The sequence below is a fragment of the Klebsiella sp. MS 92-3 genome, from assembly GCF_000195655.1.
GTDB lineage: Bacteria > Pseudomonadota > Gammaproteobacteria > Enterobacterales > Enterobacteriaceae > Klebsiella > Klebsiella pneumoniae.
Genome location: NZ_GL882781.1, coordinates 9,257 through 21,480, shown reverse-complemented (window position 1 = coordinate 21,480; position 12,224 = coordinate 9,257). Strand labels below are relative to the sequence as shown.

11 protein-coding genes are annotated in these 12,224 nt (G+C 44.6%); 7 read left to right on the top strand and 4 right to left on the bottom strand.

Features of this window, described 5'->3' with window-relative positions:
* Positions 1 to 24 precede the first annotated feature (24 nt).
* Positions 25 to 1,029 (bottom strand): NAD-dependent epimerase, encoded by a 1,005-nt coding sequence (locus HMPREF9538_RS18500; RefSeq protein ID WP_009484571.1) that lies wholly within the window; start codon positions 1,027 to 1,029, stop codon positions 25 to 27.
* A 1,045-nt stretch (positions 1,030 to 2,074) separates the two neighbouring features.
* On the opposite strand from HMPREF9538_RS18500, the gene rfbA reads away from it, so the two are divergent.
* From rfbA to HMPREF9538_RS18535, 7 genes are all read left to right on the top strand, one after another.
* On the top strand, positions 2,075 to 2,842 hold the full coding sequence (gene rfbA, locus HMPREF9538_RS18505) for an O-antigen export ABC transporter permease RfbA (RefSeq protein WP_002912373.1): 768 nt from the start codon (positions 2,075 to 2,077) through the stop codon (positions 2,840 to 2,842).
* On the top strand, positions 2,842 to 3,582 hold the full coding sequence (gene rfbB / locus HMPREF9538_RS18510) for an O-antigen export ABC transporter ATP-binding protein RfbB (protein WP_002912371.1): 741 nt from the start codon (positions 2,842 to 2,844) through the stop codon (positions 3,580 to 3,582). Before rfbA ends, rfbB begins: the two co-directional genes overlap by 1 nt.
* A gap of 15 nt (positions 3,583 to 3,597) precedes the next feature.
* A complete protein-coding gene (locus HMPREF9538_RS18515; protein ID WP_009484570.1) occupies positions 3,598 to 5,493 on the top strand; it encodes a DUF4422 domain-containing protein in 1,896 nt (631 codons plus the stop codon).
* A 15-nt stretch (positions 5,494 to 5,508) separates the two neighbouring features.
* Positions 5,509 to 6,663 (top strand): UDP-galactopyranose mutase, encoded by a 1,155-nt coding sequence (gene rfbD / locus HMPREF9538_RS18520; protein WP_009484569.1) that lies wholly within the window; start codon positions 5,509 to 5,511, stop codon positions 6,661 to 6,663.
* Complete coding sequence (locus tag HMPREF9538_RS18525; protein WP_004180501.1) at positions 6,660 to 7,553, top strand: glycosyltransferase; 894 nt, start codon at positions 6,660 to 6,662, stop codon at positions 7,551 to 7,553. Before rfbD ends, HMPREF9538_RS18525 begins: the two co-directional genes overlap by 4 nt.
* Positions 7,554 to 8,699: a glycosyltransferase family 4 protein gene (locus HMPREF9538_RS18530; protein ID WP_171805134.1), complete on the top strand. Its 1,146-nt coding sequence runs from the start codon at positions 7,554 to 7,556 to the stop codon at positions 8,697 to 8,699.
* A 122-nt stretch (positions 8,700 to 8,821) separates the two neighbouring features.
* Complete coding sequence (locus tag HMPREF9538_RS18535; protein ID WP_032420509.1) at positions 8,822 to 10,138, top strand: glycosyltransferase; 1,317 nt, start codon at positions 8,822 to 8,824, stop codon at positions 10,136 to 10,138.
* Positions 10,139 to 10,241: 103 nt separating this feature from the next.
* Here the strand turns inward: HMPREF9538_RS18535 and hisIE are convergent, their stop codons facing one another.
* The 3 genes from hisIE to HMPREF9538_RS18550 all read right to left on the bottom strand — a co-directional run.
* A complete protein-coding gene (hisIE, locus tag HMPREF9538_RS18540; protein WP_009484566.1) occupies positions 10,242 to 10,841 on the bottom strand; it encodes a bifunctional phosphoribosyl-AMP cyclohydrolase/phosphoribosyl-ATP diphosphatase HisIE in 600 nt (199 codons plus the stop codon).
* Positions 10,835 to 11,611: an imidazole glycerol phosphate synthase subunit HisF gene (gene hisF, locus HMPREF9538_RS18545; protein ID WP_004180497.1), complete on the bottom strand. Its 777-nt coding sequence runs from the start codon at positions 11,609 to 11,611 to the stop codon at positions 10,835 to 10,837. The genes hisIE and hisF overlap by 7 nt, the downstream gene beginning before the upstream one ends.
* A partial coding sequence (locus tag HMPREF9538_RS18550) for a 1-(5-phosphoribosyl)-5-[(5-phosphoribosylamino)methylideneamino] imidazole-4-carboxamide isomerase (protein ID WP_009484565.1) occupies positions 11,593 to 12,224 on the bottom strand: 632 nt, incomplete at its 5' end. The genes hisF and HMPREF9538_RS18550, both read right to left, overlap by 19 nt.

Below are 12,224 nucleotides of genomic sequence, written 5' to 3'. Positions count from 1 at the left end.
GTGGGGGGGGGGAGGGCAGGGGGATTAGATCTGATAGTAATCCTTGAACCACTCCACGAAGTTCTTCACGCCGTCCTTCACTGAAGTTTGCGGCTTAAAGCCCACCAGGTCATACAGCGGTTGGGTGTCTGCGCTGGTGTCCAGCACATCTCCCGGCTGGATCGGCATCATATTCTTCTGCGCTTCCATTCCCAGCGCTTCTTCCAGGGCGGTGATGTAGTCCATCAGTTCCACTGGTGAGCTGTTGCCAATGTTATATACCCGATACGGCGCGGAACTGGTGGCCGGGGAACCGCTCTCAACGGTCCAGTCGGCATTGGCCTGCGGGATCACATCCTGCACCCGAACCACCGCCTCGACGATGTCGTCGATATAGGTGAAGTCGCGCTTCATTTTGCCGTAGTTGTAAATGTCGATACTTTTTCCTTCCAGCATCGCTTTCGTGAACTTGAACAGCGCCATATCCGGGCGACCCCACGGACCATAAACTGTAAAGAAGCGCAGCCCGGTGGTCGGGATGCCGTACAGGTGAGAATAGGTGTGCGCCATCAGCTCATTAGCTTTCTTGGTGGCGGCATACAGGGAGACCGGATGATCGACGGAATCTTCGGTGGAGAACGGCATTTTACGGTTAAGGCCGTAAACCGAGCTGGAGGAGGCGTACACCAGGTGTTTCACCTTGGTATGACGGCAGCCTTCCAGAATGTTCAGATACCCCATCAGGTTAGCGTCTGCGTAGGCATACGGGTTTTCGAGCGAGTAGCGCACGCCGGCCTGGGCGGCCAGGTGGATCACACGATCAAATTGCTCTGTGGCGAACAGCTTTGCCATACCTTCACGGTCGGCCAGATCCAGCTGCTGGAAATGGAATGCCGGAGATGCCAGGCGATCCAGACGGGCCTGCTTCAGGCTGACGTCATAATAGTCGTTCATGTTGTCGATTCCGACAACATCATGCCCTTCATTCAGCAGGCGCTGCGCGATATGGAAGCCGATAAAACCTGCGGCACCAGTGACCAAAAACTTCATATTTTTCCTCCGGGGTGTGGATATCCCGTTCTACATAAGTGCCGATTTTACACTGGCTTGCGGTTGGGATCACTTGCTTTGCCATGACAAGATATGCAAGTAACTGTAAACAGCGGCGTCTGAGAGTAAATGCCTTGTAATTAATTATCATTCGTGAAAGGTATTAAGCCATTCAGAAGATGAAAAGCACTATAGAAACCAATATAAACAATGGGTTATCTGTTTGTTTCGGTTTTATCGAGTATTGCTAGGTTTTAGACGCGGTCTGGCCTCGTAGAGTAAAGATTGTTACTTTAGTTTGCCCGGTGTGTTTGTTTGCCGAGAGCTCATTTAGCGATAATGCCATGATATCGTCTAAAGTGTGTCCATTTTTACATTGAAAAAGCCATGCACCGGATTTTTACTTTAATTCCTTACTTGCAGAGTTATAATACGCTGCCGTTCTATTTAGCAGACTTAGGTATTGCTTGATAAATCATCACCAAAAGTTGTTATTAATATGCAAGAAATTATTTCAGAATTTCATGCTGTCCTTAGATGGTTCTTTTGCATGTAAGGGCGTGATGAGCAGGCGAGGGGAGTGCTACGCCAGGCATGTTGCTTGCGGAAATGAGAAAGTCCTGATAGCTAACGGAGAAGGGAAACGCCAGAGTAAAGCCTTTTTGCAGCTAAGGTAACGAGATGCATGGCTGTACTGAACAGTAATGCCATCTACAGTGCGGTTTGAACGGATGTGAGTGCTAAAAAATCGGTGGATCACGCATTTTGGTTGCGATAGCCAATGGCGGTAGCGTGGAAGAAAACACCAGGTGATTTTTTAATTTATTGAATCAAAAGGGTTTTTATCGTTTATGGCTGGGGTGTCGCTTGCGCTTCCGTTCAAATCATTGGTTGCAGTCGATGAATGGCAGCTGACCTGATAAACTTTGCCCGCAGCACAAAGCAGTCAGTTTCTCGATTGTTGAGCCTGACAGGATCGGCGAGGTAGACCTGGTATGACTAACTCATTCAGTGGATATTTGCAGAATAATTTATGAGTATAAAGATGAAGTACAATTTAGGGTATTTATTTGATTTGCTTGTTGTGATAACAAATAAAGATCTAAAAGTGCGCTATAAGAGCAGCATGCTAGGTTATTTATGGTCAGTAGCAAATCCATTGCTTTTTGCCATGATTTATTATTTTATATTTAAGCTGGTAATGAGAGTACAAATTCCAAATTATACAGTTTTCCTCATTACCGGCTTGTTTCCGTGGCAATGGTTTGCCAGTTCGGCCACTAACTCATTATTTTCATTCATCGCTAACGCTCAAATTATCAAGAAGACAGTTTTTCCCCGGTCCGTGATTCCGCTAAGTAATGTGATGATGGAAGGCTTGCATTTTCTTTGCACCATCCCGGTTATTGTTGTCTTTCTTTTTGTTTATGGCATGACGCCGTCCTTGTCCTGGGTTTGGGGTATACCTCTCATTGCTATTGGCCAGGTTATTTTCACCTTTGGTGTTTCAATCATCTTTTCAACGCTGAACCTGTTTTTCCGTGACCTGGAGCGCTTTGTCAGTCTGGGGATTATGCTGATGTTTTATTGTACGCCGATTTTATATGCGTCTGATATGATTCCGGAAAAGTTTAGCTGGATAATTACCTACAATCCGCTAGCGAGTATGATTCTTAGTTGGCGTGATTTATTCATGAATGGGACTCTTAATTATGAGTATATTTCTATACTCTATTTTACGGGAATCATTTTGACGGTTGTCGGTTTGTCTATTTTCAATAAATTAAAATATCGATTTGCAGAGATCTTGTAATGCACCCAGTTATTAACTTCAGTCATGTTACAAAAGAGTATCCTCTGTACCATCATATTGGCTCAGGAATCAAAGATTTAATTTTCCATCCGAAACGCGCTTTTCAGTTGCTGAAGGGGCGGAAATATTTAGCTATCGAAGACGTATCCTTTACAGTTGGCAAAGGTGAGGCTGTTGCCCTGATTGGACGTAATGGGGCAGGAAAGAGTACCTCTCTTGGTCTGGTTGCCGGCGTGATTAAGCCAACTAAGGGAACCGTCACCACTGAAGGACGGGTGGCATCGATGCTTGAACTCGGCGGAGGCTTTCATCCGGAACTTACCGGGCGTGAGAATATTTACCTGAATGCTACTCTGCTGGGCCTTAGGCGTAAAGAGGTCCAGCAACGTATGGAACGTATTATTGAATTTTCGGAACTTGGAGAATTCATCGACGAGCCCATCAGAGTATATTCAAGCGGAATGCTAGCTAAGTTAGGTTTTTCTGTCATCAGTCAGGTTGAACCGGATATTTTAATTATTGATGAAGTTCTGGCAGTAGGTGATATCGCTTTTCAGGCTAAATGTATTCAGACCATCAGAGATTTTAAGAAAAGAGGCGTGACGATACTGTTTGTTAGCCACAATATGAGTGACGTTGAAAAAATCTGCGATAGAGTCATCTGGATCGAAAATCATAGACTCAGAGAAGTGGGATCTGCAGATCGAATTATTGAACTGTACAAGCAAGCAATGGCTTAATCATTGGGTAATATAATGAACAATAGCGTTAAAATCTATACCAGCCACCATAAGCCTAGTGCTTTTCTTAATGCTGCAATTATCAAACCTCTGCATGTCGGCAAAGCAAATTCTTATAATGAAATTGGTTGCCCAGGAGATGACACTGGCGATAATATTTCCTTTAAGAATCCGTTTTATTGCGAACTAACTGCGCATTATTGGGTTTGGAAAAACGAAGAGCTAGCCGACTATGTCGGTTTTATGCACTATCGCCGTCATCTTAATTTTTCCGAAAAACAAACTTTTTCTGAGGATACCTGGGGGGTAGTGAACCATCCATGCATTGATGAAGAATATGAGAAGATCTTTGGATTAAACGAAGAAACAATTCAACGGTGTGTCGAAGGTTTTGATATCTTGCTGCCCAAAAAATGGTCTGTCACTGCGGCGGGAAGTAAAAATAATTACGATCACTATGAACGGGGTGAATACTTACACATTCGAGATTATCAGGCTGCCATTGCCATCGTTGAAAAACTATATCCAGAGTATAGTACAGCAATAAAAACGTTTAATGATGCCAGTGATGGCTATTACACAAATATGTTTGTTATGCGCAAAGATATTTTTGTTGATTATTCTGAGTGGCTCTTTTCCATTCTGGATAATCTCGAAGATGCCATCTCGATGAACAATTATAATGCCCAGGAAAAACGCGTTATTGGGCATATAGCTGAACGGCTGTTTAATATTTACATAATTAAGTTGCAACAAGATGGTGAGCTTAAGGTAAAAGAATTACAGCGTACCTTTGTAAGTAATGAAACATTCAATGGTGCACTGAATCCAGTTTTTGATTCTGCGGTTCCAGTTGTTATCAGTTTCGATGATAATTACGCAATCAGCGGTGGCGCATTAATTAATTCCATTGTCCGGCATGCGGATAAAAATAAAAATTATGATATCGTCGTACTCGAAAACAAAGTAAGCTATTTGAATAAAACACGGTTAGTAAATCTAACCTCTGCTCATCCGAATATTTCTCTTCGTTTTTTTGACGTTAATGCCTTCACTGAAATAAATGGTGTGCATACCCGAGCGCATTTTAGCGCATCAACTTATGCCCGTCTTTTTATTCCTCAACTGTTCAGACGATACGATAAAGTCGTATTTATTGATTCGGATACCGTTGTAAAGGCTGACCTGGGTGAACTGCTTGATGTCCCTCTGGGCAACAATTTAGTTGCAGCGGTTAAGGATATCGTCATGGAAGGTTTTGTAAAATTTTCTGCAATGTCGGCATCAGATGATGGCGTTATGCCGGCAGGCGAATATTTACAAAAAACCTTAAACATGAATAACCCTGATGAATATTTTCAGGCAGGGATTATTGTTTTTAATATCAAACAAATGGTCGAAGAAAATACTTTTGCTGAATTGATGCGGGTATTAAAGGCAAAAAAATACTGGTTCCTCGACCAGGATATCATGAATAAAGTATTCTACTCTCGAGTCACATTTCTGCCATTAGAGTGGAACGTTTATCATGGTAATGGCAACACGGATGATTTCTTCCCTAATCTTAAGTTTGCAACGTATATGAAATTTTTAGCAGCTCGCAAGAAGCCTAAAATGATTCATTATGCGGGTGAGAACAAACCATGGAATACCGAAAAAGTCGATTTTTACGACGACTTTATTGAAAACATCGCTAACACTCCATGGGAGATGGAAATCTATAAACGTCAGATGTCGTTAGCGGCTTCGATTGGTTTAACCCATAGCGAGCCGCAACAACAAATCTTGTTCCAGACCAAAATCAAGAACGTATTGATGCCTTATGTTAATAAATATGCACCAATAGGCACGTCAAGAAGAAACATGATGACTAAATATTATTATAAAGTACGCCGTGCTATTCTTGGATAATAAAAGAGACAACAGATGAAAAGTAAAAAAATATTGATCGTAGGTGCTGGCTTCTCTGGTGCAGTTATCGGTCGCCAACTTGCTGAGAAGGGACATCAAGTCCATATTATCGATCAGCGTGATCATATTGGGGGGAATTCCTATGATGCACGCGACTCTGAAACGAATGTGATGGTACATGTTTATGGACCCCATATTTTCCATACTGACAATGAAACAGTGTGGAACTATGTCAACAAGCATGCAGAGATGATGCCCTATGTGAACCGGGTTAAAGCGACAGTTAATGGTCAGGTATTTTCCCTGCCTATTAATTTGCATACTATCAATCAGTTTTTCTCAAAAACTTGTTCGCCTGATGAGGCCAGAGCGCTCATTGCTGAGAAAGGGGACAGCACTATTGCTGATCCACAAACTTTTGAAGAGCAAGCGTTACGCTTTATTGGTAAAGAGTTATATGAGGCCTTTTTTAAAGGATATACGATTAAACAGTGGGGGATGCAACCCTCCGAACTGCCCGCATCTATTCTTAAACGTCTTCCTGTTCGTTTTAACTATGATGATAATTATTTTAATCACAAATTTCAGGGCATGCCGAAATGTGGTTATACGCAGATGATTAAGTCCATTCTCAATCATGAGAATATCAAAGTTGACTTACAGCGGGAATTTATCGTTGACGAGCGAGCTCATTACGATCACGTATTCTATAGCGGTCCATTAGATGCGTTTTATGGCTACCAATATGGCCGTCTGGGCTATCGAACATTAGATTTTAAAAAGTTTATCTATCAGGGTGATTACCAGGGATGCGCAGTGATGAACTATTGTTCTGTGGATGTGCCCTATACTCGCATCACTGAACATAAATATTTTTCTCCCTGGGAACAACATGACGGGTCTGTTTGTTATAAAGAGTATAGCCGTGCTTGTGAAGAAAATGATATACCTTACTATCCTATTCGCCAGATGGGAGAGATGGCCCTTCTTGAAAAATATTTGTCACTGGCCGAGAATGAAACCAACATCACTTTTGTCGGTCGTCTTGGAACCTACCGTTACCTTGATATGGATGTGACCATCGCTGAAGCATTGAAAACGGCAGAAGTCTATTTAAATTCACTCACTGAAAATCAGCCAATGCCTGTGTTTACGGTTTCTGTACGATGAAATATACGGCATTGATAGTGACATTCAATCGGCTCGGTAAACTGAAAAAAACCGTTGAAGAGACCCTCAAACTTGAATTCACTAATATTGTTATTGTCAATAACGGGTCCACGGATGGGACCCAAGCCTGGCTTTCGTCAATTGTTGATACGCGAGTCATTGTATTAACCCTCACCGAGAATACCGGTGGGGCGGGGGGCTTTAAAACCGGTAGTCAGTATATCTGTGAACAGCTGGCAAGTGATTGGGTATTTTTCTACGATGACGATGCTTACCCCTATCCAGACACGTTGAAGTCCTTTTCACAGCTGGATAAGCGGGGATGTCGGGTATTTAGTGGACTGGTGAAAGATCCGCAAGGAAAACCGTGTCCGATGAATATGCCGTTCTCGCGTGTGCCAACTTCCCTTGGCGACACTGTACGCTATTTACGCTACCCTGGAGAGTTTATCCCGGCAGCTAATCGTTCTATGTTCGTACAAACGGTTTCATTTGTTGGGATGGTCATACATCGTGATCTGCTCGCGACCAGTCTTGACTACATTCGCGAACAGCTCTTTATCTACTTTGATGATCTTTACTTTGGCTATCAGCTATCATTAGCTGGTGAGCAAATTATGTATAGCCCGGAGTTGCTTTTTTATCATGATGTGAGTATTCAGGGCAAACTTATTGCACCTGAATGGAAGGTTTACTATCTATGCCGTAATTTGATCCTGTCCAAGAAAATATTCCAGAAAAATGGCGTGTATAGCAATTCAGCGATAGCGATACGCATCCTAAAATATATATTAATCCTGCCATGGCAACGTCAAAAATATTCCTATATGAAATTTATTCTTCGTGGAATTTCACATGGCATAAAAGGTATTAGTGGTAAGTATCATTAAGTGGGCATAGCAATGAGAAAACTGTGTTATTTCATAAATTCGGATTGGTACTTCGATTTACACTGGATTGATCGTGCCATCGCCTCCCGTGATGCAGGTTATGAGATTCACATCATCAGCCATTTTATTGATGACAACATAATAAATAAATTCAAAACATTCGGTTTTATTTGCCATAATGTTACTCTTGATGCTCAATCTTTTAATGCATTAGTTTTCTTTCGTACTTACCATGATGTGCAAAAAATTATAAAAAATAAAAAACCGGATCTCTTGCATTGCATCACTATCAAGCCATGTTTGATTGGTGGTGTGCTCGCGAAGAAATTTAATCTGCCGGTCATCGTAAGTTTTGTTGGGCTTGGAAGAGTATTTTCTTCAGACAGCACGCCTTTAAAATTATTGCGGCAGTTTACTATTGCTGCATATAAATATATTGCCAGTAATAAGCGCTGTATATTTATGTTTGAACATGACCGTGACAGAAAAAAACTGGCTAAGTTGGTTGGACTCGAAGAACAACAGACTATTGTTATTGATGGTGCAGGCATTAATCCAGAGATATACAAATATTCTCTTGAACAGAATCACGATGTCCCTGTTGTATTGTTTGCCAGCCGTATGTTGTGGAGTAAAGGACTGGGCGACTTAATCGAAGCGAAGAAAATATTACGCAGTAAGAATATTCACTTTACTTTGAATGTTGCTGGAATTCTGGTCGAAAATGATAAAGATGCAATTTCCCTTCAGGTCATTGAAAATTGGCATCAGCAAGGATTAATTAACTGGTTAGGTCGTTCGAATAACGTTTGCGATCTTATTGAGCAATCAAATATCGTTGCTTTGCCATCTGTTTATTCTGAAGGTGTTCCGCGAATTCTTCTGGAAGCATCTTCTGTGGGTCGCGCTTGTATTGCTTATGATGTCGGTGGTTGTGATAGCCTTATTATTGATAATGATAATGGAATTATTGTTAAAAGCAATTCACCTGAAGAGTTGGCTGATAAACTTGCCTTTTTGCTTAGCAATCCTAAAGCACGCGTTGAAATGGGTATTAAAGGACGTAAGCGTATTCAGGATAAATTCTCGAGTGGGATGATTATAAGTAAAACGCTAAAGACTTATCATGATGTGGTTGAGGGATAGTTGTCGATCAAACGGTTATCCTTTTTTATTAATTGCCAGATATTGTTTCTTTACCATCAAATTTTTTTTGAAGTATATTATTAACTAAAGTTACTGTAACGTGTCACTCGGGAGGCGATCAAATGTCTGAAAGATCTTCAAGTGCACTGGTCTCTGTTGTGATACCTGTGCACGATGCTGCAGAATATATATCTGATACGCTAAATTCCATTTTATCGCAATCGTTACAGGATATTGAAGTCATCATTATTGATGACAATTCAGCTGATGATACGTTAAAGCTACTGCAGTCCTTTGCCGCTAATGACTCGCGAATACGTCTTTTGAATAATTCGCAGAATATCGGTGCAGGTGCATCACGTAACATGGGGTTAAAAATAGCAAGTGGCGAATATATCATTTTTCTTGATGATGACGATTATGCCGATGCTAATATGCTCAAACGGATGTATGATCATGCTGCATTGCTGCAAGCCGATGTGGTTATCTGCCGATGCCAGTCTTTAGATCTACAAACCCATTCATATGCACCAATGCCATGGTCTGTGCGCGTAGATTTACTCCCCCAAAAAGAACTATTTTCATCAGATGAAATTACTCATAATTTCTTTGATGCATTTATCTGGTGGCCCTGGGATAAGCTTTTCCGTCGCCAGGCTATACTGGATACTGGGTTACAATTCCAGGATTTAAGAACGACTAATGATTTATTTTTTGTTAGCGCTTTTATGCTACTTACCAAAAGAATGGCGTTCCTGGATGAGATCTTGATTTCTCATTCCATTAACCGCAGTGGTTCATTATCGGTGACCAGAGAGAAATCATGGCATTGTGCTCTTGATGCGTTACGTGCCCTCTATTCCTTTATTGACTCAAAGCACTTGTTGCCTTCACGTGGTAGAGACTTTAATAATTATGCAGTGACTTTTCTTGAGTGGAATTTAAATACGATTTCTGGTCCGGCGTTTGATTCTTTATTCACTGCTTCACGCGAATTCATCGCCTCATTGGATATTGATGAAAGCGATTTTTATGATGATTTTATCAAAGCGGCACACTATCGCCTGATTCGGTTAACGCCGGAAGAGTATCTTTTCTCGTTAAAAGATCGGGTATTACATGAGCTTGAATCCTCTAATTTATCTTCAGAGAAGTTGCAAGCCAGTATTGCTTCTCAGGATCAAGTTCTTAAAGCCAGGGAAGAAGAAATTGATGAGCTAAGAGCGTCCGTTGCACAGAAAAAAGAACGTATTGATAGGTTGGTCCAGCGAAATGCATATTTAGAGACTGAGTATCAGAAACAGCAAGATCAATTAACTAAACTACAAAATGAATTAAATAACGCTGCTCAACGTTATTCAGCCCTTATTTCATCATTGTCATGGAAAGTTACAAGACCTTTAAGGTTAATCAAAGCGTTAATCACGAGGAAAATGTAATATTTTTATCAATACTTCATGCTTATTTTAGTTGCAGAGAAATACTCCTGATTAACGAGCAAAGTTATGCAGGGAGGCATATTAACACCTCCCTTTGCTATTATTACCTATGCCGTGCTCTTAAATTATCAATCACTTCCCCGAGATCCAGCCCCTGGTCCTGCAGCAGCACCAGCAGGTGATACATCAGGTCCGACGCCTCATTCTTCAGCTCGAAGCGGTCGTTCACCGTGGCGGCCAGCGCGGTCTCCACGCCTTCTTCCCCCACTTTCTGCGCAATACGCTTGGTGCCGCCGGCATACAGCTTCGCCGTGTAGGAGCTCTCCGGGTCGGCGTGTTTACGCTCGGCCAGCAGCTGCTCCAGCTGATAGAGGAACAGCCACTGGTGGCCGGTTTCGCCGAAGCAGCTGGTGGTGCCTTTGTGGCAGGTCGGCCCGATCGGGTTTACCAGCACCAGCAGCGTATCGTTGTCACAGTCCGGCGTGATGCTCACTACATTGAGGACATGGCCCGAGGTTTCACCCTTGGTCCACAGCCGCTGCTTGGTGCGCGAGTAAAAGGTGACCTTGCCGGTGGCTTCGGTTTTCTCTAGCGCCTCCTTGTTCATGTAGCCGTGCATCAGCACTTCGCCGGATACGGCGTGCTGCACGATGGCCGGCATCATGCCGTCCGTTTTTTCCCAGTCCAGCTGTTCAGTCAACATACCCTTATCTCCACGCCCTGTGCCGCCAGGTACGCTTTCAGTTCGCCAATATTAATAATCTGTTTGTGGAATACCGAAGCCGCCAGCGCGCCGTCAACGTCGGCGTCGCGGAAGGCTTCGAGGAAGTGTTCCATAGTGCCCGCGCCGCCGGAGGCGATCAGCGGGACGTGGCACACCGCGCGAACCTTCGCCAGCTGCTGCAGGTCGTAACCGTTGCGCACCCCGTCCTGGTTCATCATATTGAGAACGATCTCGCCTGCGCCGCGCTTCTGCACTTCCTCCACCCAGTCGAGGGTTTCCCACTGCGTCACCCGGGTGCGGCTCTCGTCGCCGGTATACTGGTTGACGTGATACTTGCCGGTCTCTGCATCAAACCAGGTATCAATCCCCACCACGATACACTGCACGCCAAAGCGGTCGGCAAGGCGGGTGATCAGCGTCGGGTCGGCGAGAGCAGGGGAGTTAATCGAGATCTTATCGGCGCCGAAGGAGAGGATCTGCGCCGCGTCTTCCAGCGACTTGATCCCGCCCGCCACGCAGAAAGGAATATCAATCACTTCCGCTACCCGCGACACCCAGCTCTTGTCGACCACCCGACCGTCGCTGGAGGCGGTGATATCATAGAACACCAGTTCGTCGGCCCCTTCGTCGGCATAGCGCTTGGCCAGCGGGACGATGTCGCCAATGATCTCGTGATTACGGAACTGCACGCCTTTCACTACCTGGCCGTCGCGGACGTCGAGGCAGGGGATTATCCGTTTTGCCAGCATTGAATGGCCTCCGTTACGTTGAATTTACCTTCCAGCAGCGCGCGACCGACAATCACGCCGCGCACCCCGGTGCCGCGCAGGGCGGCAATATCATTGAGATCGCCGATGCCGCCGGATGACTGAAACGCCACCTGCGGGTAGCGGGCGCAGACTTCCTCGTACAGCGAGACGTTAGAGCCTGCCAGCGTGCCGTCGCGGGAGATATCGGTGCACAGCACGTGCTGCAGGCCGACCGGCAGATAACTTTCCACCAGCTCCTCCAGCGTCACGCCGGAGTTTTCCTGCCAGCCGCTGACCGCCACCTGCTTATTGCCGTCGGCGTCGATACGCACGTCGAGGGCGAGCACCAGCCGTTCTGGGCCAAAGCGTTTGAACCAGCCTTTCACTTCCTCCGGGGATTTCACCGCGGTGGAGCCGACCACCACGCGGGCGACGCCGGCCTCAAGCAGGGCCGCGACATCCGCTTCGGTCCGCACGCCGCCGCCGACCTGCACCGGGACGTCAACCCCGGCGACCAGCGATTTCAGCAGCGGGATCTGGCGCTTCGCCGGATCCTTCGCCCCGGTCAGATCGACCAGGTGCAGGACTTCCGCTCCCTGAGCGGCATAGGCCT

Bases quoted from the DNA above. Each gene is read 5' to 3' on its own strand.
- HMPREF9538_RS18500 (WP_009484571.1), bottom strand. From the start codon at position 1,029: ATGAAGTTTTTGGTCACTGGTGCCGCAGGTTTTATCGGCTTCCATATC.
- rfbA (WP_002912373.1), top strand. From the start codon at position 2,075: ATGAAGTACAATTTAGGGTATTTATTTGATTTGCTTGTTGTGATAACA.
- rfbB (WP_002912371.1), top strand. From the start codon at position 2,842: ATGCACCCAGTTATTAACTTCAGTCATGTTACAAAAGAGTATCCTCTG.
- HMPREF9538_RS18515 (WP_009484570.1), top strand. From the start codon at position 3,598: ATGAACAATAGCGTTAAAATCTATACCAGCCACCATAAGCCTAGTGCT.
- hisF (WP_004180497.1), bottom strand. From the start codon at position 11,611: ATGCTGGCAAAACGGATAATCCCCTGCCTCGACGTCCGCGACGGCCAG.
- rfbD (WP_009484569.1), top strand. From the start codon at position 5,509: ATGAAAAGTAAAAAAATATTGATCGTAGGTGCTGGCTTCTCTGGTGCA.
- HMPREF9538_RS18535 (WP_032420509.1), top strand. From the start codon at position 8,822: ATGTCTGAAAGATCTTCAAGTGCACTGGTCTCTGTTGTGATACCTGTG.
- hisIE (WP_009484566.1), bottom strand. From the start codon at position 10,841: ATGTTGACTGAACAGCTGGACTGGGAAAAAACGGACGGCATGATGCCG.
- HMPREF9538_RS18525 (WP_004180501.1), top strand. From the start codon at position 6,660: ATGAAATATACGGCATTGATAGTGACATTCAATCGGCTCGGTAAACTG.